This is a genomic window from Gammaproteobacteria bacterium, assembly GCA_016712635.1.
Classification (GTDB): domain Bacteria; phylum Pseudomonadota; class Gammaproteobacteria; order SZUA-140; family SZUA-140; genus JADJWH01.
Map to the genome: position 1 here is coordinate 616827 of JADJQS010000001.1, position 24183 is coordinate 641009.

General features: G+C 65.4%; 21 protein-coding genes. 6 read left to right on the forward strand and 15 right to left on the reverse strand.

The window, feature by feature from the left end:
* Positions 1 to 8: 8 nt before the first annotated feature.
* On the forward strand, positions 9 to 4082 hold the full coding sequence (locus IPK65_02800; protein ID MBK8162105.1) for an EAL domain-containing protein: 4074 nt from the start codon (positions 9 to 11) through the stop codon (positions 4080 to 4082).
* A gap of 16 nt (positions 4083 to 4098) precedes the next feature.
* On the opposite strand, the gene IPK65_02805 is transcribed toward IPK65_02800, so the two are convergent.
* From IPK65_02805 to IPK65_02820, 4 genes are all read right to left on the reverse strand, one after another.
* Positions 4099 to 4803 (reverse strand): hypothetical protein, encoded by a 705-nt coding sequence (locus tag IPK65_02805; protein MBK8162106.1) that lies wholly within the window; start codon positions 4801 to 4803, stop codon positions 4099 to 4101.
* 138 nt (positions 4804 to 4941) lie between these two features.
* A complete protein-coding gene (locus IPK65_02810) occupies positions 4942 to 5229 on the reverse strand; it encodes a GIY-YIG nuclease family protein (protein ID MBK8162107.1) in 288 nt (95 codons plus the stop codon).
* A gap of 5 nt (positions 5230 to 5234) precedes the next feature.
* Entirely contained in the window at positions 5235 to 6587 is a 1353-nt protein-coding gene (gene chrA, locus IPK65_02815) for a chromate efflux transporter (GenBank protein MBK8162108.1), read from the reverse strand.
* Between the two features lie 115 nt (positions 6588 to 6702).
* Positions 6703 to 6936 (reverse strand): acetyltransferase, encoded by a 234-nt coding sequence (locus tag IPK65_02820; protein MBK8162109.1) that lies wholly within the window; start codon positions 6934 to 6936, stop codon positions 6703 to 6705.
* A 209-nt stretch (positions 6937 to 7145) separates the two neighbouring features.
* On the opposite strand from IPK65_02820, the gene IPK65_02825 reads away from it, so the two are divergent.
* The gene (locus tag IPK65_02825) at positions 7146 to 7532 is read left to right on the forward strand and encodes a DUF2237 domain-containing protein (protein ID MBK8162110.1); all 387 of its coding nucleotides are present in this window, start codon (positions 7146 to 7148) and stop codon (positions 7530 to 7532) included.
* Positions 7533 to 7642: 110 nt separating this feature from the next.
* Positions 7643 to 9547, forward strand: coding sequence for an asparagine synthase (glutamine-hydrolyzing) (gene asnB / locus IPK65_02830; GenBank protein ID MBK8162111.1), 1905 nt, complete (start codon positions 7643 to 7645; stop codon positions 9545 to 9547).
* A gap of 93 nt (positions 9548 to 9640) precedes the next feature.
* On the opposite strand, the gene IPK65_02835 is transcribed toward asnB, so the two are convergent.
* On the reverse strand, positions 9641 to 10735 hold the full coding sequence (locus IPK65_02835; GenBank protein MBK8162112.1) for a hypothetical protein: 1095 nt from the start codon (positions 10733 to 10735) through the stop codon (positions 9641 to 9643).
* A 139-nt stretch (positions 10736 to 10874) separates the two neighbouring features.
* Here IPK65_02835 and IPK65_02840 point away from each other — a divergent pair, with 139 nt between their 5' ends.
* The gene (locus IPK65_02840; protein ID MBK8162113.1) at positions 10875 to 12068 is read left to right on the forward strand and encodes a hypothetical protein; all 1194 of its coding nucleotides are present in this window, start codon (positions 10875 to 10877) and stop codon (positions 12066 to 12068) included.
* Positions 12069 to 12219: 151 nt separating this feature from the next.
* Here the strand turns inward: IPK65_02840 and IPK65_02845 are convergent, their stop codons facing one another.
* The 5 genes from IPK65_02845 to uvrD all read right to left on the reverse strand — a co-directional run bounded on the left by IPK65_02845 (position 12220) and on the right by uvrD (position 16615).
* Positions 12220 to 12480, reverse strand: coding sequence for a MoaD/ThiS family protein (locus tag IPK65_02845; protein ID MBK8162114.1), 261 nt, complete (start codon positions 12478 to 12480; stop codon positions 12220 to 12222).
* Positions 12481 to 12500: 20 nt separating this feature from the next.
* Positions 12501 to 13634, reverse strand: coding sequence for a glycosyl hydrolase (locus IPK65_02850; GenBank protein MBK8162115.1), 1134 nt, complete (start codon positions 13632 to 13634; stop codon positions 12501 to 12503).
* A 166-nt stretch (positions 13635 to 13800) separates the two neighbouring features.
* The gene (locus IPK65_02855; protein ID MBK8162116.1) at positions 13801 to 14181 is read right to left on the reverse strand and encodes a cupin domain-containing protein; all 381 of its coding nucleotides are present in this window, start codon (positions 14179 to 14181) and stop codon (positions 13801 to 13803) included.
* Positions 14178 to 14408: a DUF1289 domain-containing protein gene (locus IPK65_02860; GenBank protein ID MBK8162117.1), complete on the reverse strand. Its 231-nt coding sequence runs from the start codon at positions 14406 to 14408 to the stop codon at positions 14178 to 14180. The genes IPK65_02855 and IPK65_02860 overlap by 4 nt, the downstream gene beginning before the upstream one ends.
* Positions 14409 to 14440: 32 nt before the next feature.
* A complete protein-coding gene (uvrD, locus tag IPK65_02865) occupies positions 14441 to 16615 on the reverse strand; it encodes a DNA helicase II (GenBank protein MBK8162118.1) in 2175 nt (724 codons plus the stop codon).
* Positions 16616 to 16861: 246 nt separating this feature from the next.
* Between uvrD and IPK65_02870 the strand changes: the two genes are divergently transcribed.
* On the forward strand, positions 16862 to 17740 hold the full coding sequence (locus IPK65_02870; protein MBK8162119.1) for an ROK family protein: 879 nt from the start codon (positions 16862 to 16864) through the stop codon (positions 17738 to 17740).
* 143 nt (positions 17741 to 17883) lie between these two features.
* Here the strand turns inward: IPK65_02870 and IPK65_02875 are convergent, their stop codons facing one another.
* The 3 genes from IPK65_02875 to IPK65_02885 all read right to left on the reverse strand — a co-directional run bounded on the left by IPK65_02875 (position 17884) and on the right by IPK65_02885 (position 19600).
* Positions 17884 to 18273, reverse strand: coding sequence for a pentapeptide repeat-containing protein (locus IPK65_02875; protein MBK8162120.1), 390 nt, complete (start codon positions 18271 to 18273; stop codon positions 17884 to 17886).
* Between the two features lie 130 nt (positions 18274 to 18403).
* Complete coding sequence (locus IPK65_02880; protein ID MBK8162121.1) at positions 18404 to 19273, reverse strand: ketohexokinase; 870 nt, start codon at positions 19271 to 19273, stop codon at positions 18404 to 18406.
* A 27-nt stretch (positions 19274 to 19300) separates the two neighbouring features.
* Positions 19301 to 19600: a hypothetical protein gene (locus IPK65_02885; GenBank protein ID MBK8162122.1), complete on the reverse strand. Its 300-nt coding sequence runs from the start codon at positions 19598 to 19600 to the stop codon at positions 19301 to 19303.
* A gap of 95 nt (positions 19601 to 19695) precedes the next feature.
* On the opposite strand from IPK65_02885, the gene IPK65_02890 reads away from it, so the two are divergent.
* Positions 19696 to 20238, forward strand: coding sequence for an ankyrin repeat domain-containing protein (locus IPK65_02890; GenBank protein MBK8162123.1), 543 nt, complete (start codon positions 19696 to 19698; stop codon positions 20236 to 20238).
* Positions 20239 to 20453: 215 nt separating this feature from the next.
* Here IPK65_02890 and IPK65_02895 read toward each other — a convergent pair whose 3' ends face one another.
* Positions 20454 to 21650 (reverse strand): HlyD family efflux transporter periplasmic adaptor subunit, encoded by a 1197-nt coding sequence (locus tag IPK65_02895; protein MBK8162124.1) that lies wholly within the window; start codon positions 21648 to 21650, stop codon positions 20454 to 20456.
* A gap of 166 nt (positions 21651 to 21816) precedes the next feature.
* Complete coding sequence (locus IPK65_02900; protein MBK8162125.1) at positions 21817 to 24183, reverse strand: ABC transporter permease; 2367 nt, start codon at positions 24181 to 24183, stop codon at positions 21817 to 21819.

Below are 24183 nucleotides of genomic sequence, written 5' to 3' on the forward strand. Positions count from 1 at the left end.
GTCTGGGCATGCCCTACCGCCGCCCAGCACCCGTACGCTGCCTCAGCCCCGGTCGAATCGCGCTGATCTACGCCGCGTTCGCCGCGCTCTGGATCGCCGTTTCCGACAGTCTCCTCGGCATGCTCATCCGGGACCCGGCGCTGTCCCTGCAGATCAGCGCCGGAAAAGGATTCCTTTTCGTTGCAGTCACGGCCGCGCTGCTGCTCCTACTGCTCCGATGCCAGGGGCAGACCGCGGCGGAAATCGCACCTGGCGCCGATAATGCGCAGGACCATGCCCGTCCGTCACGCATGCGCATGCCGCTGGTGTTCGGCGCTCTTGCGATGGTGGTGCCGCTGATCGGACTGGGCATCATCCACCTGCACGGACCGCATATGCAGCAGGCCGCATTCGCGGACCTGCGCGCGATCGCCGGCCTCAAGGCCGGTCAGATGGAGTTCTGGCTGAACGAGCGGCGCGGCGACGCTGAAATGATGGCAAGCAGCCCGGGTTTCATCGACAACGTCGATGCGATGTTGCGCGGGGACCAGGACGCGCGCCAGCACGTGCTCACGCGGATCGAGCGGCTCAGACACATCTTCGGCTATGAGACCGACATCTACGACGACACCGGTCGCAAGGTCTATTCCTCATTCATCCATAACGACCCATCCGGCACCATGCTGGACGCGCACCTGGCAGACGCGCTGCGCAGCGGACAGGTGCAGAACCGCGACATATATCGCGACGCCAGGGGCCATGTTCATCTCGAGTTCATCGTCCCGCTGCTCCTGGACACAGGCGCTGCCGGGCGTGTGGCCATCGGAAACCTCGTGCTGCATGCGCCCGTGGAGCGGTTTCTCTATCCGCTTGTCGATACCTGGCCTACGCCAAGCGCCAGCGCCGAAACCCTGCTGGTCCGCCGGGATGGGGACAAGCTCAGGTTGCTCAGTGAATTTCACCACAACCATGCCATCCAGTCAGACCAGGCCCCGCTTGAGATCGAACTTGCCGGCGTGGACGTCCCGGAACAAACGGCGGAGACGAGGGACTATCGCGGCACAACCGTACTGGCGGCCATCCGGCCGGTCATCGGCACCCCGTGGCATATCCTCGCCAAGATCGACCGCGATGAAGTGATGGCCCCGCTGCGGGACCTGGTGTTCTGGGTCTCCATCGTGGCGTTCTTCGCCATCGCCTGTCTCGCAGCGGCGGTATTCATGCTCTGGCGCCAGCAGGCGCATGCCCACGCCATGGAACTGCGGGCACAGGCGGCGGAGAAGGACAGGGTGTTGCGGCACTTCTATGATCTTTCGCTGATCGGCATGGCGATCACGTCGCCTCTCACCAAGCAGACGCTCCATGTCAACGACGAACTGTGCAGGATCACCGGGTACACGCGCGACGAGATGTTGCGGCTCCCGTGGCCGGAACTTATCCATCCGGAGCGGCGCAGCGTGGACCTCGCCGAGTACGCGCTGCTGCTGAGCGGCGAGATCGCCATATATGCGCGCGACTCCAGGCTCATACGCAAGGATGGCTCGGTCATCGACATCACCGTCAATTCCCAATGCGTTCGCAGGCCCGATGGACAGCCGGAACTCACCATCGCAACGATCCAGGATGTAACCGCACGCAAAAACATGGAACACGCGCTGCGTGAGAGCGAATCCAATCTGAATCACGCGCAGAGAATCGCCCGAATGGGCAGCTGGGCGCTGGATGTCCGTCGCAACGAGCTGATCTGGTCTGCCGAGACACACCGCATCTTCGACATCCCGGTCGGCACGCCCCTGACCTACGAGCTTTTCCTCAATCGCGTGCACCCCGAAGACCGCGACCAGGTGGATCGCGCATGGAAATCAGCATTGCAAGGCGAACCCTATGACATTGAGCACCGGATCATCGCCGCCGACGGGATCAAATGGATCCGGGAGCGCGCCGAGCTGAACTTCGCGGCCGATGGACAGCTGATCGGCGGACTCGGCACTTCGCAGGATATTACCGAGCGCAAGGAAATCGAGCTCAGGCTGCTGAAGAGCGAAGAGATCCGACGGCAATCCCAGCGTATCGCGGCGCTCGGACATTATGTCTTCGACATCGCAGCCGGAACCTGGACCAGCTCCGACACACTGGACGAGATCTTCGGCATCGACGCCTCCTATCCGAAGGAGGTAGAGAACTGGCTGATGCTCATTCATCCGGAAGAGCGCGACGAGATGCAGGATTACCTGCTGGATCATGTGCTGCGTGACAGAAAACCGTTCGACCGCGAGTATCGCATCGTGCGTCACAATGACGGCGCCGTGCGCTGGCTGCACGGTCTGGGGCGTCTGGAGCACGGCGCCGATGGGGCTCCGGTCATGATGCTCGGCACCATCCAGGATGTCACCGAACGCAGGAGGAGCGAGGAACGCATCCGGCTCGCCGCCGCGGTATTCGACAACAGCCGCGAGGGCGTCATGGTCACCGACGCGCAGCAGCGCATCGTGCTGGTGAACCGGGCCTTCTGCGAGCTCAAGGGTTACGACGAGCAGGAACTGCTGGGACAGGCGCCGGACATGCTCCAGTCCGGCCGCCACAGCGACGAATTCTACGCCGCCATGTGGGAGAGCCTCAAAACCACCGGCCACTGGCAGGGTGAGGCCTGGAACCGGCACCGCAGCGGCGAGGTATCTCCAGTCCTGGTGAACATCAGCAGTATCCATGACAACGAGGGCAAGATCACGCACCATGTCGGAGTATTTACCGACATCTCGATACAAAAATCGACGGAGGCCAGGCTCGAGTTCATGGCCCATCACGATTCGCTGACCCAGCTGCCGAATCGGCTGCTGATGCATTCGCGCCTCGAACACAGCGTCGAGGTCGCCCGGCGCGAGAATCGCCGCCTGGCGCTGCTGATGCTGGATCTGGACCAGTTCAAGGACGTCAACGACAGCTTCGGCCACCTCGCCGGGGACGAACTGCTGCAGCACGTCAGCAAGCGGCTGACCGGACGCATGCGCGGGGTGGATACCGTCGCCCGCCTCGGCGGCGACGAGTTCGCCGTTCTGCTCGACAACCCCGCACACCAGGAAGATGCCCTGCGCATCGCCAACGACATCATCGCCCTGCTCAGCGATCCCTGGCATCTCTCCAACGGTGTCGAGGTGCGCATCGGCGTGAGCATCGGCATCAGCCTGTACCCGGAACACGGCCGCAACGCCGACGCCCTTTTACAGCAGGCGGATGCGTCGCTGTATCGTGCCAAGTCGGAAGGACGCGGATGCGCCAGGTTCTTCACGGACGACATGACCGAATCGGCGCGCAACCGGTTGCAGACCGAATCCAAGCTGCGCCGCGCCTTGAAGCAGAACGAGCTTCGGGTTTATTACCAGCCCCAGGTCGACATGGCGAGCGGGATGATTACCGGAGCCGAGGCGCTGTTGCGCTGGCATGACCCGGAACGCGGCATGATCCCGCCGTGCGACTTCATTCCGGTCGCGGAGGAAACCGGACTGATCTCCGAGATCGGGGCCTGGGTGCTGAAGGAAACCTGCCGCCAGGGGCGCACGTGGATTGACGCGGGCCTGCCGCCCCTCACCCTCTCGGTCAATCTTTCTCCGCACCAGTTCCGCTTCAATGACATCTGGTCCACGGTGGGACAGATACTTTCCGAAACCGGCTTTCCGGCGCAGCGGCTCGAGCTGGAATTGACGGAAAGCGCCCTGATGGCGCGCGAGGGTGAGGTGACCGAGAGACTCGAGCGGCTGCGCGAGCAGGGAGTGCGCCTGGCCATAGACGACTTCGGCACCGGTTACTCCTCCCTTGCCTACCTCAAACTCTTCCCCATCGACGTGCTCAAGGTCGACAAGCGTTTCATCGACGACATACCGCACAATGAAGATGACAAGGCGATCACCGCCGCCATCGTAGCCATGGCCCATACCCTCGGCTTCGAGGTCACGGCCGAGGGGGTGGAAACTCCGGAACAGCTTGCCTTCCTGCGCACTCAGGGATGTGACCGTTACCAGGGCTACCTCGTCAGCCCCGCCGTGCCGGCCGAGGACTTCGCGGCGCTGGTGAGCGGCAAGCCGCAGCGGAACAGCCGCGCCGGCTGACACATCGCTCACATCCTCAGCGGGATTCGTCCCGCGACGCAGCCTCGACAGGCGCCTCGCGCAGCATGGAAGGATTCTGCTCCGTGAAGCGGCGCACCAGCGGGGCCGCGAGGGCGGCATCGCCGTGCCGGGTGTAGCGGTAGCCGAGCAGGGCGGCGAGGAAGGCGCTCGCGGCGTTCACCATCAGGTCGGTCATGGTGTCGACCAGGCCGGACTTCTGCATGTTGAAGCCGAACGCCCAGTCCATCAGGAACTCGAAGATCTCCCACAGCGTGCCCACTGTCACCGCGAATCCGAACGACATCAACCCGACATAGAGCGGCGCCATCCGGATGCGGTACGTGCTGTAGAAGATATACACCAGCAGGAAGCCGATCAGTCCCATGACCAGCGCGGAGACGCTGTGCAGCAGGATGTCCCACCACCAGAAACGCTGATAGAAACCGCGCACCTCGCCCAGGCCGAAGCTGGCGTACAGGAATACGGACGTCGCGAGGGTAAACTCGACCGGCAGGTGCACCGACAGCTGGTGCTCGATCAGGGCGGGCAGAAACGTCAGGGCGAGCACGACAACGGCCGTGAAGGCCACCAGCCACTGGCGCTCCCAGAGTGCGCCGAGAACTAACAGGAAGATGGCGAACTGCAATGCGCGCGACAGGCCGATCTGAACCGGCGTGGACCAGTCCCGTGTGCGCACCGCGCGCTTGATCAGGGCCTTCATGCGGGTCGGTCGGGGCATGACAGAGTCCGGCAGGGTCGTGGTGCGGGTGGCGCTCAATATACGCCAATTCCGCCGACAGCACACGGCGCCGGCGCGCCGTCCGGCGCAGGTACCGGGCGGATCCCGGGCAAGCGGCCGTCAGAGGATTTCCACCAGCGCCATCCTGCCGCAGACCAGCAGCTCCTTGTCGGCCTTGCTCAACTTCTTGACACGCCGCTCCGCCCGCAGAGCCTCGGATCGGCTGCCGACGGCACAGGTGTAGACGAGGTTGAGCGGCCCCTTGCCGCGCAGGTATTTCGCGCATGCCGGGCCTTCCTTCATGTGTTCGCGCAGTCTCCGCGCCAGGTCATTCGACACGCCGGTATAGAGTGAATTGTCCCGGCATCGGAGGATATAGAGCTGCCACATGGACGTGCATCCCGTCATTCGCGTCAGCTCGCCATAGAGTAGACGAGTCCCGCCGCCGCACAGGCGGCGATCACGGCTACGACTCCGACCTTGTAACGCCACAGCGCGATGAACGCGGCGACGCCCAGTGCCGCGGAAAACCACTCAAAACCGCCGTCGAAACCCTGCGGCCACAACACATGCCGGGCAAAGAAGAGTGCGAGGTTGATGATCACCCCGACCACCGCGGCTGTAATGCCCGCAAGCGGCGCGGTGAACCGGATCTCGTGGCGGCTGGCCTCGACCGCCGGTCCGCCGATCAGGATGAACAAAAAGGACGGCAGGAAGGTAAACAGCGTCGCGACGCAGGCGCCGGCGACTCCGGCCCATACGAGAAGCTCCGGACCGAAGATCTCCCTGCTCCAGGCGCCCACGAAACCGACGAAGGCCACCACCATGATGAGCGGGCCCGGCGTCGTCTCGCCGAGCGCGAGACCGTCGATCATCTGGGTCGCGCTCAACCACCCGTAGTGTTCGACGCCGCCCTGGTAGACATACGGCAGCACGGCATACGCACCGCCGAAGGTGACGAGCGCCGCCTTGGTGAAGAACCAGCCCATCTGGGTCAGCGTCCCGTCCCAGCCGTGATAGACGGTGAGAACGGCCATCATCCCCGCCCAGAGGAACGCCCCCGCGGCGACAAGACCGAGCAGCCTGCTCCACCTGAAGCGGGCATGATCCGGGACCGGCGTGTCGTCATCGATCAGGGCGGAACCCAGGGATCCCGCCCCTTCCGCGCCCTGAGTTGCGGTCATGAAACCACGCGGCGCGACGCGCGACCCGATGAGGCCCGCAATCCCGGCGGCGATGACGATCCAGGGAAACGGGACATCGAAGGCGAAGATGGCGAGGAAGGCCGCCAGCGCGATCGCCCACAGCCCCGGGCTCCGCAGCGTGCGGGACCCGATGCGCCAGGCCGAGAACGCGACGATGGCCGTCACCGCCGGCTTGACGCCATAAAGCAGGCCAGCGACCGCCGGCACGTCGCCGAAGGCAAGATAGATCCAGCTCAATCCGATCAGGATGAACAGGGAAGGCAGCACGAAGAGCAGGCCGGCAATGATGCCGCCGCGCACGCCGTGCATGAGCCAGCCGATATAGGTCGCGAGCTGCTGCGCCTCCGGCCCGGGCAGCACCATGGCATAGTTCAAGGCATGAAGGAAACGGCGCTCCGAGATCCAGCGGCGCTTCTCCACCAGTTCCTGATGCATCAGGCTGATCTGGCCGGCCGGGCCGCCGAAACTGATGAATCCCAGCCGGAACCAGTACGCGAAGGCCTGCCGGAGGGGCACAGGTGCGGTTTTCGCCCCGGACTCGTCGATGACTGGCGAGGACATGCCTGGACTGATCCTGGCGTGATGCGACTAACCCAGCGCGATGCTTCAGCCCGTCATGGCGAGGCCCGGCGCGGACAGGGCCCTTTACAAGCGTCGCCCCGCCCGGTCCGGCCCGTCAACGACGCGGGCTGCGCTGTGTTTCGGCGCTGCGGTACTGGGGATCGGTCCAGCAGCGCGGCAGCGCTTCCCCCGAGGGGAAGGTCAGGTCGCGCTTGGCGAAGGTCTCCGGATCCTGCGTCTCCTCGCCATGATGGTAACGGCCGACCACCGCCTCGCCACAGGGATCGATCAGGTCGTTGATGCCAAGCACCTCCACCAGATCGCCCGTCACCTTCTCTTTCAGGAACACGCCCTTCTCCTTTTATCAAGATGTTGAGCTGACGCGCGGCCGCCCGTATTGAAAAAGTCTATGCCATCACCGCGGCATTTACCATAGCGCGGGCAGCATCGGGATGTTCCATGATTATCCGGCGGCATTACAGGCCTTATCGCGTATAATGTCTCCATCGTGCGGGCAGACGCCCGATCACTGACCGATTGAAACCTGGGACCGCATCCATGGGTATTCCGGCCAAGGAAGCCTCCATCAACGTCTTCGGCGAGCCGCTGGAGAGTTGCAGCGAAAATCCGATGACCGGTTTTTTCCGCGACGGATGCTGCAACACCAGCGTCCAGGATACCGGCTCGCATACAGTATGCATCCTCACCACGAAGGAATTTCTCGAATACTCCCGTTTCCGCGGCAACGACCTCAGCACGCCCATGCCGCAGCACGGCTTTCCCGGCCTGCAGCCCGGCGACCAGTGGTGTCTGTGCGCGGCGCGCTGGCTCGAGGCCTATCACCAGGGGATGGCGCCGAAGGTGTATCTCAAGCGCACGCACCGGCGTGCGCTGGACATCGTCCCGCTGGAGCTGCTGCGCAAGCACGCCGTCGATCTGAATTAAACGGACGTCGAACCGGAACGAGCATCGCGGAATCGAGATGAGCGATTGCCTCGCGCCGCCGTTCATTTCGAATCCGCGCGCTGGACACGAGGACAGGAAACCGTAAGCAGATGTGCGGAATCGCCGGTTACCTGACGCGCAAAGGCGCCGCCGAATACGCGGTGCTCAATCTCATGCTCGACCGGATCGCCCATCGCGGACCGGACGATCGCGGCGTCTGGACGGATGGACACGTGGGCCTGGGACACGTTCGCCTCAGCCTGCTCGATCTCACCGATCGAGGGCATCAGCCCGCCATGACACCCGATGGAACCGGCGTACTCGTCTACAACGGCGAGGTGTATAACTTCAGTGAATTGCGCCGACTCCTTGAACAGACTGGAGTCCGGTTCAACAGCCGAAGCGATACCGAAGTCGTGCTGCATGCCTTGCATACCTGGGGTCCCGAACGCGCCGTCACGCTCTTCAACGGCATGTTCGCCTTTGCATATTTCAACCGGCGCGACGGCACGCTCTGGCTCGGCCGGGACCGACTGGGCATCAAGCCGCTCTATCTCGCGCGCACCGCATCGTCCCTGGTATTCGGTTCCGAGATCAAGGCATTGCTGGCACATCCCGAGATGGCGTGCCGGCCGGACATGCATGCCTTGGTAACGCAGCTGGTTTATGAACGGCTCGATGGTGGCTGGACCCTTTTCGAGGGCATTGAGTCCATACAGCCGGGCACGCTCGTCAGGATGCGGGGAGAAACATCGCACACGATCACATACTTTGACATCCTGCGTGACATCGACCCGCAGCGGATACTCGCTGGCGCAGGCATGAGCTTCATGAGCGCTGCCCAGCGCTTCGAGGAGCTTTTCCACTCCAGTGTCGAGCGGCACCTGATCTGTGACGCCCCGATCGCGGTCTTGTGCAGTGGAGGGCTGGACTCGAGCCTGATCACCGCCGCGGCGAAGGAACACAGGCCCGGTGTCGTGGCCTACGTCGCGGACATCGCCGGCATGGGGGGTGAAGAGGCGGCGCGCGCCGGACGCGTCTGCGACCATCTCGGCGTCGAGCTGCGCCAGGTGCCGGTGGAAATCGCGGATTTCTACCGGCTGTGGCCACAGGCGATATGTGCCAATGATCAGCCGAACTATTTCGCCCAGAACGTCGCGGCCCTGGCGGTGGCGGATGCCATGCGCCGGGACGGTTTCAAGGCGGTGCTTGCCGGCGACGGGGCGGACGAGCTCTTCGGCGGCTATGCGTGGCAGGCCGACGCCTACAGGATGTGGCGCAGGAGGCGACTGCATGCCGCCTGGATCCGGGACAACGCACTGTTTCGCCTGCTGGGCCGGCTCAATCCGTTACTGGCGCCCCTGAACCTCGCGGCGCTGGCCGAGCGGCCGTTCGCCCACGTCCACCATCCTGGCGAAAGCGGACTCGCCGGACCGAAGATCTGCGCCGTGGATGGGGCAAAGCGCCATCTGCGCGAGGCCGCGCTGTTTCGCCGCCTCGAATCCCTGCCGCTGCACGAAGAACGGGCCTTCCTTGCAAGATCCTGCGAGGACGTCTACGTTCATCTGGCGGAAATGCTGCGCACGAATGACCGCATGACCATGTGGCGGTCGATCGAAGCACGCGTCCCGTTTCTTGACAACGAACTGATCGACTTTGGCCTGCACCTCCCCTGCCGCATGAAATACCACCGCGGGGTGACCAAGCGCCTGGTTCACGCGCTCGCCCTCAAGCGACTCCCGCAGGACATCGTTCGCCGGCCGAAGATCGGATTTCACGCGCCCAGCTCACTCTGGTCAGGCCTCGCGGATTTCCTGCTCGGCGGCAGGCTCGCCGAGCTGCTCAAGTGGCGCAGTTCCGACCAGCAGGCGATCCTGCACATGTTCCGGAAACACCCGCGCATGCTTTATCGTCTGTTGAGCACGGAATTATGGGTACGCATCTATCTGCACGGGGAATCTCCCGCATCCCTGGGCGAATCGATGCTCCAGCTGCGCCTTAAGGCCGGATCGTGAAACGGGAGCGACCGGACCCGGGAGACGCCGCGAATGCGCTGCCGGGCGGTCTGCGGCCGCGAAGATGGCGCAGCACGGAACGCCGCGCGGCCGCTAGGAGAACAGCCTGCGCAACAGGCCCTTTTTGCTGTGGTTGGGATAAAGTCGGGTCTTGTCCCAGCGGCCGAAGGCATGATGCCTGTCCAGACCGCGTGCCAGCTCGTCCGTGATGATTCCCGGCCTGCCCCGCTGCAGGCTGCTGCAACCCCATGAACTGTTGCCTTCGATGATCATCGGGCCCTGCGCCGTATAGGCAATATCCCAGGCGATGGTGCCCATGAAATGGAGTTTCCGTGACGCCTTCAATGCCAGCTCGACGACGTCGTCGAATCCTTCGAACTCCGCGTCCAGCAGGCCGATACCCGTTTTTCTGTCATGGGTGATCAGCTCACGCAAGCCGAAGTCGTATGCGCAGTAGGGCCTGCCGCGCGCATCGAGATTGATCTGCACGCCCCCCTGGGCGTTATTGTCGACCACGGCCCCGGCGGCGCCGATCTTTACCGAGGTCGCCGCGCAATGCCACCGGCCGTCCCGGGTTTTTATGGTCACGACGCGAAACGTGTTGAGACAGCCGGGATTCAACCGCTCCAGCAGGCCTGTGTTTCCGACCCGCTCCTCGATCAGGTATCCCCGCTGCATACGCCCGCTCAACTCGGCCCATAAGACTTCCCGTGTGCAGGGCCTGTTCGCCGAATACAGCCGGCCATCCCGCTTTCCCACCAGCCAGATACTGTTTCCACCGGCGCTGCTGATGGATTTCACCATGACATCGCGTTCAAGGGTGTCGAGAAATTCGTAGAATCGCTGTTCTCCCTCGATCCCAAGCCCGGGCCCGAGCGTGGCGATCAAACGCGGGGTAGGCAGTCCGAAGCCGATGAACAGATGTTTCTGTATATATTTGTCGTTCAGCGCTATCGTGAATTTGAACTGATTGTTTTCGAACGGCCAGTAGCGAGACCCTCCCAAGGCCACGTAGCGGCCCTTTTCCTCCCAGCTTTTCCGGGTTTTGTAGAATTCGAAGAAGTAATAGTCCTTGACGCTGAAATTTATAATGAGCTTGTGCAGGACGATGTCCACAAGCTGCAGCGGAACGCTGCGATAGGGTGCTGCCTCCCTCATGTGGGAGAGCAATGTGTTAAACATCTTCATGATGGATATGACCTGAATGCGCACGCCCGGGACAGGCGCTTGACGCAACCTTATCGTGGCTGCTGACTCATGATAGTTTACATGAGTAGCTTGCGATATCCTGCTCCGGAGGAGAGCCCGACCGTATTCCATTGACCATATGACAGCCATCAGCCCCCGCGTCCGCTTGATCGACCTCTGCGGCCCCGGCCACCTGTTCAATTCCCGGGTGCCGGACAATGCAGCAGCGTGGGTCTTCGAATCTGCCGCCGTCGCCGACGCCTCCACCGGAAACCAGCTGACTGTACTGGGGAATATGCCGGTGCTTTGCAGTGCCGGCGTCGCCACGGAAAACGGCCTGGGCCTGCTGCGCGAGCTCGGATTCGAGCTGGAAGCCGAACTCGTGACCTTTACCGATGCCGCCGACCGTATGGACAAACTGAGGGAGCTGGCGCAACGCGACCTCATCTTCATTGATCAGCATGCCCAGCCCGAGGCCTCGCTGCAGCCCGGGGAGAGCTGGGTCGATCCCGCACTGCTGTCATCGCTGAACAACAAACGCAATCTGTCCCGGTGGGTGCCGGCCGAACTCGTGCCGCAGCGTGAAAACTGCGCCCTGGCCGCGCTGGACCATCTGAAAACAGCACCCGGGCGATTCCCCCTGCTGCTGAAGGCGGTGACGGATTCGAGCTGCGGCAGCGGCAAGGGGGTCCTGCTGCTTCGCGCCGCATCCGAAGTCGACGCGGCACGGGAATTCTTCGCCGCGTGCGACAGCGTCATCATTGAAGAGTACCTCGACATGACGCGCAACCTGTGCGTCAACTTCGCAGTATTCGACGACGGCAGGATCGAGTACCTCGGCGCGGCGCAGCAGATCATCAGCGACGGGCTGCGCTATCTGGGCAACTGGCTGGAGCCTGCCGGCGCTGAACCCGCCGCGCTGATAGAGGCCGGAATCGACATCATGCGTAACGCCTGTCGGCACGGTTATCGCGGCTTCGCGGGATTCGATGCCGCTGTCGGAACAGATGGCCGGTTTCACATCTATGATCTCAATTTCCGCTTCAACGGCTCCACCGCGCCGCTGTTGCTGTATGACTCGCTGGCGGCGCGCCTGGGACTGCCCGTCGCGAAGTATGGCGCCTGGAAATACAAGGGTGGCTTCGAGGATATGATGCCGCGTCTGCGCATCGCGATCGAACGATATCAACTCATGCCGTTCGGCATGTTCGACCCTTCACGCTGCGGGGTCGCGTACGAGCCTGTGCCACGCATATCAGCCATGCTGTTCGGATCCTCGCGGGAAGAGGTCGACGAGAAGGAAAAGGGGTTGGCCGCGCTGGGTTTTTATTGAGACCTGGTCCGGACTCGCGCCAGGCATCAGTTACCCAGGCGAAGCGACCGCTTAGCTCCGCCCAAAACACATCCCGGACATCCGGCCACGGATTTCGCCTGCCCACGCAGTGATGCGCGCGGAAACGTGCCATGTGTTTTCCCCGGAGACACTACCCCCCGCTCAGGGCGCACAGGATGTGGACACGGTCATCCGGCCGGAGCGCCCGGGCCAGATCCTCCGCCTCCGTCTCGTTGATGAAGATCCTGATATGCCGGCGGATCCGGTCCTGTTCGTCGATGATCCTGAAGCGCATGCCCGGATACGACTCATCGAGCTGACGCAGCAGTTCATCGAGCGTGGCGCCCTGCGCATCGACGACCTCGGACTGCGCTGTATACGTGCGCAGGGGCGAAGGGATGTAGACCCGCACGTGAAGACCCGGCGCCGCCGTCACCAGGCGGCGGTTTCCAGTGCGTAGATCTCCGGCAGATGCCGCGCCAGGCAGGTCCAGGAGCCGCCCTCGTTCGCACTGCCCCACACCTCGCCGGCCGTCGTGCCCAGGTACAGGCCCACCTTGGGCCGGTCATCGCAGGTCATCGCCTGGCGGAAGACGGTGAACCAGGCGTCCCTCTGCGGAAATCCCTTGTCGAGGCGCCGCCAGCGCCTGCCGCCGTCGCGCGTGCCGTAGACCGCGGGCCTGCCGTCGGGCGACGTGCGCGGCCAGACCGCGGTCCCGTCCATCGGGAACACCCACGCGGTGTCCGGATCGCGCGGGTGCAGCACGATGGGAAAACCGATATCGCCGACCTTCTTCGGCATGTTGTCACCGATGCGGACCCAGCGCCCCTCCGGCCGCTCCATGCGGTAGATGCCGCAGTGGTTCTGCTGGTACAGCCGGTCCGGCAGCAGGGGATGCAGGCGGATGCAATGCGGATCATGGCCGTATTCCGGATCCTTGACCGGAAGGAAATCGGCGGCGCAGCCGCGGTTCAGCGGCGTCCACGAGCGTCCCATGTCGACGGACTCGAAAACGCCTCCGCTCGAACAGCCCAGGTACAGGTGCGCGGGGTCGCGCGGATCAATGTTGATCGAGTGCAGCTTCGGCCCGTCCGGCGTGCCGTCCTTCTCGCCACCCGTCCACGCCTCGAGCATCGGGTTCCCGTTGAAGCCGGCCACTCCCTCCCAGCTTGCCCCGCCATCCGCGGAACGAAACAGTCCCTGCGGCGAGGAACCGGCGTACCAGACGCCGGGTTCCGAGGCATGCCCAGGCGTCAGCCAGAAGACGTGGTTGACCGTGCGACCCTTGCCGCCGGCCGGCGCCCTGGAAAAGGCGGGCGGCCGCGCGGACTCCTGCCAGGTCCTGCCGCGGTCGGTCGAGCGAAACACCGTCGGTCCGAGATGGCCGGTCTTGCAGGCCATCAGCAGCAGCTTCGGATCGCGCGGATCCTGCACCAGGTGATTGACGATGTGGCCGAGAAAGATTGGCCTGGATAGACTCCACTGCCTGCGCTTCGCATCGGAGCGCAGGATGAATGCCCCTTTGCGCGTCGCTATCAGCAGGGCCTGTCGTCGGGTCGCCCCCATGCTCACCTCCCCGGTCATTGCCTGGTTGTGAATCGTCCTGCCGTCGCCCGCATCGGGCAATGGCTGAAGTCGGAACGATAACGCCAAACCCCACGGAACGGAATAGCGCAGCGAAAAGCGCCGAATTAACAGCGCCGTTTTCGTCCATGCGCGGGAAAGACGCGCCCTACGTAGATGTACCGCCCTCCCGGCGACCGGGAAAGGAAACCTCGAGCACCACGCAGCCGGTATCCGTGCGGAATGGACCGTGCCGCTCGCCGGGCGGCCGGCTGGCGTAGTGGCCCGCCTCCAGCCACAGCCCGAAGGCCGCGTCGTACAGGCGGCCGCTGACGATGAAGATCTCCTCGGGATAGTCATGGGATTTGCCGCCGAACGCCGTCGTATCCGCGCCGGGATGGAAGCGCGTCAGGCGCGTGTACTCGCCGGTGTCCGGATCCAGGCTCAGCGTGAGTTCATCCGCCATCCCCTCCAGCCCGCGCACCGGCAGCCAGTGGCCGGTCGCCCCGGGCCGCAGCGGATTCCAGTAGGTGACGGTGGATTTGGTCATGGCTGGGCGTCGGGGGACGGCGGTCGGCGCGACTGCGCTTGCCGCCCGGCCGCGCGCTCGCGGCAGCGCGCGAGGATCGCCCGCTTCTCGTCTTCGCCCGCCGCGCCCCATCCCGTGATCTCCGCGAGGGTGCGGAAGCATCCCAGGCAGATGTCGTTCGCATCGAGGCAGCAGTTGCGCACGCAGGGAGAGGGGATATCGCGATCGGGAGGACTCGAGCTGTTCATTGTCGGCGCATGCAGGCCGGAGAACCGGCTTCCTAGATCGCCTCCAGGTTCGCGTACTGCACCACCAGCCACTTGCTGCCGGCCTTCTTGAAGTTGACCTGCACGCGCGCGTGGCTGCCGCGTCCCTCGTAGCTCAGCACCACGCCCTCGCCGAACTTGGCATGGGTGACGCGCTGGCCCAGCTTGAGTCCGGCCGGCCCTTCCTCGGCCACGGGCCTGTTGTACACCGCCATCGGCGGCGCGACCATCGGGCGCGACACGCTGGTGCGCACGCGCACCTCCTCGGTCAGTTCCCTGGGGATCTCGGCGATGAAGCGCGACGGCGACTGGTACATGTCGGAGCCGTGCAGGCGGCGTGTCTCGGCGTGCGTGATGTACAGATGTTTCTTCGCGCGCGTGATGCCGACGTAACACAGCCGGCGCTCCTCCTCGAGGCGGCCCGGCTCTTCCACCGAGCGGTTGTGCGGAAACATGCCCTCCTCCATGCCGGCGAGGAACACCAGCGGGAACTCCAGCCCCTTGGCCGAGTGCAGCGTCATCAGTTGCACGCAGTCCGTGTTCTCCTCGGCCTGGCCTTCGCCGGCCTCGAGCGCGGCATGCGCCAGGAAGGCGGACAGCGGGGGCATGTCCATCTCCTCGGGCGAATACTCGAACTGGCGCGCGGCGCTGACGAGTTCCTCCAGGTTTTCGATGCGCGCCTGGCCCTTCTCGCCCTTCTCCTTCTGATAGTGCGCGATCAGGCCGCTCTTCTGGATGGCATGATCGGTCTGCTCGAACAGCGGCAGGTCGGCAACCTCCACGGCCAGCTTGTCGATCAGGTCGAGGAACACTCGCAGCGCGCCGCCGCTGCGCGCGCCGAGTTCGCTCCCGCCGCAGACGACGCGCGCGGCGTCCCACAGCGAGCTGCCGTCCTGGCGCGCCTGCAGGCGCACCTGCTCGAGCGTGCGCTCGCCGATGCCGCGCGTCGGCGTGTTGACCACGCGCTCGAAGGAGGGGTCGTCGTTGCGGTTCGCGACCAGGCGCAGGTAGGCCAGCGCGTCCTTGATCTCGGCGCGCTCGAAGAAGCGGAAGCCGCCGTACACCTTGTAAGGAATGCCGAAGCGGATGAGCGCCTCTTCGATCACGCGTGACTGCGCGTTGGAGCGGTACAGCACGGCGGCCTCGCTGCGGCGGCCGCCCTCCTCGACCCAGCGTTTGAGCCGTTCGGCGATGAAGCGTGCCTCGTCGAGATCGCTGAAGGCGCCGTAGATATAGATCGGCTCGCCCTTGCCGCCCTCGGTCCACAGCTTCTTGCCGAGGCGGCCGGTGTTGTTGTCGATGAGGGCGTTGGCGGCTCCGAGGATGGTGGCGGTGGAGCGGTAGTTCTGCTCCAGCCGGATCATCTGCGCGCCGGGATAGTCCTTGCCGAAGCGCTGGATGTTCTCGATGCGCGCGCCGCGCCAGCCGTAGATCGACTGGTCGTCGTCGCCGACCACGAACAGGTGATTGCCGCCCTTCGTCAGCAGGCGCAGCCAGGCATACTGGATGGCGTTGGTGTCCTGGAACTCGTCCACCAGCACGTGGCCGAAGCGGCCCTGGTAATGGGCGAGGATCTCGGGGCGGTCGCGCCACAGCTCGTGCGCGCGCAGCAACAGCTCGGCGAAGTCGACCACGCCGGCGCGCTGGCACGCCTCCTCGTAGGTCTGGTAGATGCGCAGCATCTGGCCCACGTAGGGATCGCCGCGGTCGTCGATGTGCTTCGCGCGCCGGCCCTCGTCCTTCTGTCCGTTGATGAACCACTGCACCTGCTTCGGCGCCCACTGCGCCTCGTCGAGGTTCATGGCCTTCAGCACGCGCCGGATCAGGCGGTACTGGTCCTCGGAATCAAGGATCTGGAAGGTCTGCGGCAGGTCGACGTCGCGGTAGTGCGCGCGCAGCAGCCGGTGCGCCAGCCCGTGGAAGGTGCCCACCCACATGCCGCCCGCCGGCATGCCGAGCATGCCCTCGATGCGCCCGCGCATCTCCGCCGCCGCCTTGTTGGTGAAGGTCACCGCCAGGATGCCGAACGGCGACACGTTCTCGGCGCGGATCAGCCAGGCGATGCGATGCACCAGCACGCGCGTCTTGCCGCTGCCCGCGCCGGCGAGGACCAGCGCATGCCCGGGCGGCATCGCCACCGCCTCGCGCTGGGCGTCGTTCAGGGAATCGAGGATGCGGGTCACGTCCATGGGCGATCGCTTACGTATTCAATTTAAAATCAAGGCGGCAGACGCCGGAAGCGGGTTATGGGGACGGATTTCAAATCGATCCCCGGCCACATATACCGATGTGGTGGCATTGTAGCAGACTGCCCCCTGCAATTTGACGGAAAGGGGACAGATTTCAAATCTGTCCCCTCTATATAATGGACACTGCAGGGTCAACCTGCAGCGCGGGATCTATACGAGGCTGCGTCGGGCAGCGGGAGTTGCGCCATGACGGAACGCATCGGCATCGACCTGGGCGGGACCAAGATCGAGGGCGTGGTGATGTCGCGCGAGCGGGAGATCCTGCGCCGTGAGCGCATCGCCACCCCGCATACCTTCCATGAGGTCGTGCGCGCGGTGGCGGATCTGGTCGCCGCCCTGTGGCAGACCGCCCCCGGCGCCTCGGTCGGCATCGGCACCCCCGGCGCGAGCGACGCGGCCGGCCTGATCTACAACAGCAACTCGGTGTGCCTCAACGGCCGCCCGCTGCGCGCCGACATCGAGGCCGCCATCGGCAAGCCGGTGCGCATGGTCAACGACGCCAACTGCCTCGCCCTGTCGGAGGCGACCGACGGCGCGGCCGCGGGGGCGGAAGTAGTGTTCGGCGTGATCCTCGGCACCGGCGTGGGCGGCGGCGTGGTGGTGCGCGGCCGTGTGCTGTCGGGCCCGCACGGCATCGCCGGCGAATGGGGCCACAATCCGCTCAACCTCCAGGGGCCGAAGTGCTATTGCGGCCGGCGCGGCTGCGTCGAGACCTACCTGTCCGGTCCCGCCTTCGCGGCCGACTTCCGGCGCGCGGGCGGCGCGGCGCTCAAGCCGGCGGAGATCATGGCGGCGGCTCGGCAGGGCGAGCCGCTCGCCTCGGCCTGCCGCGCGCGCTATCTCGAACGCTTCGGCCGCGCGCTCGCGGTGGCGGTCAACATCCTCGACCCCGACGTCATCGTGCTCGGCGGCGGGATGTCCAACGTCGACGAGCTTTATACCGAGGGTCCGGAACGGGTGCGCCGCCACGTCTTCCATCCGGACTGGCGCGGACGCATCGTCCGGAACCGCTGGGGCGATTCGTCGGGGGTACGGGGGGCAGCGTGGCTGTGGGACGAGGCGTGAGGCGTGAGGCGTGAGGCGTGAGGCGTGAGGCGTGAGGCGTGAGGCGTGAGGCGGAAAAGCCTCGCCTTCGTCATATTTCCTGACAAGTACTTTGTAAATATTTTGTTTTTGCTCTTCCCGCTTAACGCCTGACACCTCACGCCTCACCCTTCATTTTTATCCACCACCCTGATTCTCAGCCCCGCAAACGTGCCGGCGGATGTATACGCGGCCGGCAGCCGCGTCCCGGCGAGCACGGCGCCATCAAGCTTGGCGCCGGAGAGATCCGCCTGCGACAGGTCGGCGCCCGTGAGGTCGGCGCCGGAGAGATCGGCGCCGGACAGCCGTGCCTGTGCGAGGTCGGCGCCGGCGAGCCTGGCGAGGCGCAGGTCGGCGTGCGCGAGGTTCGCCCGCGTGAGTCTCGCCCCGCACAGATCGAGCTGTACCAGGTTTGCCTCGGGCAGCTCCGCCTCCGCGAGGTCCGCGCCCGCCAGCGTGTCGGCCTCGAGGCGCAGCAGGCGGATGAAGCCCTTCTTGTCGTAGATCTCGATCATATGTTCCCCACGCATGAGGGGACGGATTTATCAATCCGTCCCCGGGTTTTCCTCAACTCAGTCTCAGCATCACGGGGACAGATTGTAAAATCTGTCCCCTCTTCCTGAGGAAAAGGTAAATCTGTCCCTGCTATTTTTTCAGCGACGGCAGTTCCAGGCCCTCGACGCCGCACTTCTCGCCCGCGAGCCGGCAGGCGTGCGCCAGCACCGCGGCCAGCGGCTCGCCGCGCAGGCTGGCGTCGATCACGCCGGCGTTGAAGGTGTCGCCGGCGCCCAGCGTGTCCACCACCAGCGGGGGCGGGCAGGCCGGGGCATGCAGTTCGATGCCGTCGCGATCGATGCCCCAGGCCCCCTGCGCGCCCCAGGCGCATATCATGTCGATGCCGGTCAGACTCCGCCGCATCACGCGCAGGAATTCCTGCGCCGACTCCGCCTTCGTCTCCGCGTACTCCCGCCCGAACAGGATCAGGTCGGCGTGGGCGAACAGGCGCTCGATGCCGTCGCGCGGCTTCTCCACCTCGAGCGAGCACGGCAGGTGGTTGTGCGCCTTGGCGCGGTGCAGCATCTTCGCGGTCTCCTCGATGTTGCGCCCTTCGAAGTGGCACCAGTCGTAATGGGACAGGTCGATGCGCTGGAAGGCCTCGAACGGATATTCGGGCAGGTCGCGGTAATGCACGATGGTGCGCGAGCCATTCCTGCGGTTGTGCACGATGTAGGAGATCGGCGTGTGCGCACCGGCGAACACCCGGCAGGGTACGATGCCGACGGCATGCACGGCAAGGTCGTCGCGGATATAGCGGCTGTCAGGATCATCGGCCAGCGCGCTCGCCAGGGCGCAGCGATGGCCGAGCTGGGCGAGCACGGTCAGCGTGTTTGCCGTGTTGCCGCCGCGCCTGATCGCCTGCGCCACGGCGCGCACCTTGGCGTCCTCCGCGGGATAACCATCAACGCTGTTGACGATGTCGAGGGTGGCGATGCCGATGCCGAGGATGTGCGCCATGGGGATCGCGGACCTGTGCGGGAGTCTTCACCGCCCCTTCGGGCGCAGCACCGAGAGCGGCATGTAGCTGATGTTGAGGAAATCGAGCAGCAGCCAGAACGGCACCAGGTACAGCAGCGGCAGGATGCTGTGATCGAGCCAGGCCCAGAAGCCGAACCACGCCGCGACCCACACGTAGACCATCGAGGCGGCCATCATCACCCAGGGCTGTGCGCACAGGCGGGAGCCGCAGTTCGGGCACAGGATGATGCGCCACATCCCGGCGCGGTATTTCTCCGTGAGCGGGATCGTGTCGGTCTTGCAGCTCGGGCAGGGGTAGTGTTTCATCGGTCAGCCGGGGCCGGTTGCGGTATCCGCCAATGATAGCCGGGGCCCCCCGCGCTTGCCAGCCGCCCCGGCGAAAGATGCTAGAATTGCCGACCATGACCGCAAAGATCCCCCGCGCCGCCGGCCTCCTGCTCGGCCTGTTCCTGCTCGCCGGCTGCGACAACAACACTCCGCTGATGCAGGCGGTGATGCATGAAGACCTCGCCGAGGCGCAGAAGCTTGCCGCGGAGGGCGACGTCAACGCGCGCAACAACTACAACTGGACCGCGCTGACGCATGCCGCGCGAGCCGGAAACACCGAGCTCATCACGCTGCTGCTCGACCGCGGGGCGGACATCAACGCGCAGGACGAATCGGGCGCGACCCCCCTGATCCGGGCCTGCACCAGGGGGCACACCGATGCAGTCAAGCTTCTTCTCGCGCGCGGCGCCGCGGTCAACCTGGCGGACAGGTCGCAATCCACCGCGCTGCACTGGGCCGCGAACCGCGACCACATCGATATCGCGCAGGCCCTGATCGCCGCCGGCGCCGACCAGAGCGCGCGCAACGCGCAGGGCATGACACCGATGATGGTGGCGATGGAGAAGGGCCGCAATAACATCGCCCTGCTGCTGCAACGCACCGGGGCGCGTGAGTAGCGCCGCAGGCCGCCATCGATTATGCGCTGTGCCCGGCGTGAGGCGTGAGGCGTGAGGCGTGAGGCGTGAGGCGTGAGGCGTGAGGCGTGAGGCGTGAGGCGTGAGGCGTGAGGCGTGAGGCGTGAGGCGGCAAGAGCATGGCCGCTTCATTTTTCATGTCAATTACTTTGTAAATTCAGTTTTTTGTTTTTTCCTAACTCCTCACACCTCACGCCTCACCTGACCTTCACCCGCGCCCCGTCCTCCAGCGTGTCGTCCGGATGCACGATCACGGTCTCGCCGCCCTGGAGACCGCCAAGCACCTGCGCCTGCAGACCGTTGCGATGGCCGATCTCGATCCTGTGCCGGCGCGCGCGATCGTCCTCGACGGTGAATACATACCACTCGCCGCCGGCGCGGAACAGGGCGCTGGCCGGGATCTGCAGCACATCCGGCTCCTCCCACAGGATGAAGCCCGCCTCGACGCGGTAGCCGTCGCCGAGGCGTTCCCATTGTGCCGGCGGCGAAGTGATGTCGGCGATCACCAGCACGCGCTGCTCCTCGACACCGAGCGCCGAGATCTTGGTAAAGCCGGCCGGTTCGACGGTGCGGACCACGCCGGCAAGTGGCTCATCCCCGCCCCAGCGCCCGAACTGCACGCGCATGCCCGGCCGGATGCGCACGGCATCATCGGACAGCACGTCGACCTCGACCTCCAGCGCGTGCGGATCGCCGACGTCGACCAGGGCCTCACCGTTCGCGACCACGCCCTCGCTCTTGCGGTGGACGGCGAGCACGCGCCCGTCGACCGGGGAACGCAGCGTGATGCGCTCCAGCACCTCGCCGCGCTCCTGCGCCGCCGAATAGGAGAGGGCGGTCCGCGCCGCCTCGAGGTCGTGCCGCGCGACATCGACCTGGAGCTGTGCCGCGCGCAGCGCGGCCTGCGTGCGCTCGGCCTCGGTGCGCGCGCGGTCCTCCTGTTCGGCGCTCGCGAGGTTGTTCCTGCGCAGGCCCAGCATGCGCTCATGTTCGATGCGGGCGAGATTCGCGCCCGATGCCGCGGCGGACGCGTTCTCCTTCGCCGCGAGATGGGCGGCGCCGGCGGCGGACGCGCGCGCCTCGGCGGACGCGCGGCTGCGCGGGTCGAGCACGTCGGAGGGCAGCGGTTCCAGCACCAGCAGCGGCGCGCCGCGCCTGACGGCGTCGCCGACGTCGAGGTCGACGCGGAGGGCGTAGGCGGCCACCGGCGCCGACAGCGTGTAGCGGTCGATGACGCGGGTCCGGCCTTCTTCATCCACCGTCACGCGCAGCGTGCCGCGCGCAGCGCGCGCGGTGTCGACGTTGATCGGCTGCGTACGGAAACCGTAGGCCAGCAGCGCCAGCACCAGGACGGTGATACCGATGTATACGATGCGCCTGCGCCAGTTTTTCAATGCTCAACTCCCATGTTCAATCTTCCGATCAGACCTTGCGCGCAAGGGTGTGTCAAGTCCGCGTCGGCACACAGCCCGTACCTGCCCTGCAGTTCCTGATCAATCATTACGCATTACCCATCATGCCTTTGATCATTACCCGGTCCTGAGCCCTGAGTCCTCAGTCCTATTCTTTTGTCTTCAGCACCCCGATCAGGTCCAGCCGGTCGAGCCGCTGCCGGACCACCAGGCCGGAGACCACCGCCGCGGCGATGACCACGGTGGCGGCGAACGCATAGGTGTTCGGCTGCAGGATCAGCGGGATGCGGTACAGGTCGTTCTGCAGGTTGTGCGCGATCATCCAGCACAGCAGCCGTCCGGCATACAGGCCCAGCGGCAGCGCGACCAGGGTGAGCAGGCCGAGCTCGCCGAGCAGGATGTAGGAGATCTCCCCGCGCGTGAAGCCGAGCACGCGCAGGCTGGCGAGCTCGCGGCTGCGTTCGGTCAGCGCGATACGCGCGCTGTTGTATACCACCCCGAAGGCGATGATGACCGAAAATATCAGGGCGACGAAGGTGTAGAACAGCAGCGACTCATTCATCGTCTTGTTGAAGTTGCGGATCTCCTGCTTGCGCAGCGCCACCCCGGCCACACGCGGCATGTCCTTCAGCCGCCGGTACAGCGCCGCCAGCTCGTCGCCGTCGGCTACCGCGAGATAGCCGCCCGAGATTGCCGGCCCCTCGCGCATGAAGCGGTTGAGCGCGCCGAGCTCCATGTAGGCGGATACGCCGAGATACTCCCTGACCACGCCGGCCAGCACCGCCTCGCGCACCGGGCGGCCGCCCTCGAGCACCTCCACCGTGAGGATGTCGCCCGGCCGCACCCCGAGCATCCCGGCCAGATAGTCGGTCAGGATCACGCCCGAGGACGGCAGGGTGATCGGCCGCAGTTCGGCATCGAGCAGGCGCTGCAGGTCGCCGCCCGGCTCCATGCCCTTGATCGCGGTGCGATAACTGCGGTGACCGAAGCGCAGCTCGACCGGCACGGTGCGCTGCACCTCGACCCGGCGCACCCCGGGCAGGGCGGCGAGTTCGAAGCGCGCACGGTAGGAGGTCGGTTCGGTGAACACCAGCGAGATGTCCTCGCGCTGCGACATGCCGTACTGCACCTCCAGCATGTAGCCGACGGTGTCCTTCTGGAAATGCCCGGTCATGGTGATGCCGCAGGCGACGGCGATGCCGCACACCGTGACGGCGGACTTGAACGGGCGCCGGCCGATGTGGCGCAGGATCATGCGGTTCGTCGGCGAGAGCCAGCGCCTCAGACCCATGCGTTCCGGCCACGATTCGCGGTAGCGCGCCGGCGGCTCCGGCTGCATCGCCTCGGCCGGCCTGAGCGCCGCCGCGCGGCGCACCGCCAGCGCCGTGCCGAGAATCCCCGCGCCGGCGCTGGCAATGCCCGCCTCGGCCACCACATGCGGCTGCAGGGAGAAGGCGAGATACGGGAAGCGGAAGAACTCCATATATATATCGCCCATCAACTGCGCGAGCCAGGCGCCGAGCGCGATGCCGCCGCCGATACCGATCAGCACGATCAGCAGCACCAGCTTGAGGTAGTGCCACATCACAGCGGCGTTGCCGTAGCCGAAGGCCTTCAGCGTCGCGATCTGTTCGCGCTGCAGGCCGATCAGGCGCGTGATCACCACGTTGAGCAGGAAGGCGGCGACGCCGAGGAATATCAACGGAAACATCTTCGACATCATGGCGAGCTGGTTGAATTCCTCGTCGAGGAATCGGTGCGAGCGCTGATCCTCGCGCCCGTACGCGCCGAGACCGCCGTAGCGGTCGAGCAGGCGGTCCAGGCGGTCGATGACATCGTGCTCGCTGGCGCCGGCGGCCAGCTCCAGCACCACGTCGTTGAAGGCGCCGTCCATGTCGAGCGCGTTGCCGAGCGCCTCGCGCCCCATCCACATCACGCCGTAACGCTTGTAGTCCGGAAACACCCCGCCGGGACGCAGCTGGTGAATGTACTCGGGCGAAAGGGCGGTGCCGACGATGGCGAGCGCCTGGCGCGTGCCGTTGATCACCGCCGAAAGCCTGTCACCGGGCACGAGGCCGTGCGCCTCGGCGAAGGCCTCGCTGACGACGATCTCGTCGGCGCGATTCGGCTCGACGTACCGCCCGCTGCGCAGATAGAGCGCATTGAGCGGCTGATAACCGTCGTCCGGAATCGAAACCACCAGGCCGGTCACAGGCTCGGGGAAGCCGGCAATGTCGATGTTGACGCCGGCCACCACCCGGGTCTCGACCCGCACCACGCCCGGGATCTCCTCGATCCGGCTGCGCAGACCCTCGGGCGCACGCTTCAGGCTCGCGAACACGTCGGCGAAGCGGTTCTGCACATAATAGTCGGAGCGCGTCGCGCGCAGGCTGTCGAGGATGGCGATGAACATGATGTAGGTCGCCACGCCGCACAGGATGACGAGCCCGATCGCCACCGCCTGGCCCTTCATGTTCCAGAGGTCGCGCCACAGCTTGCGGTCGAGCGCGCGCAT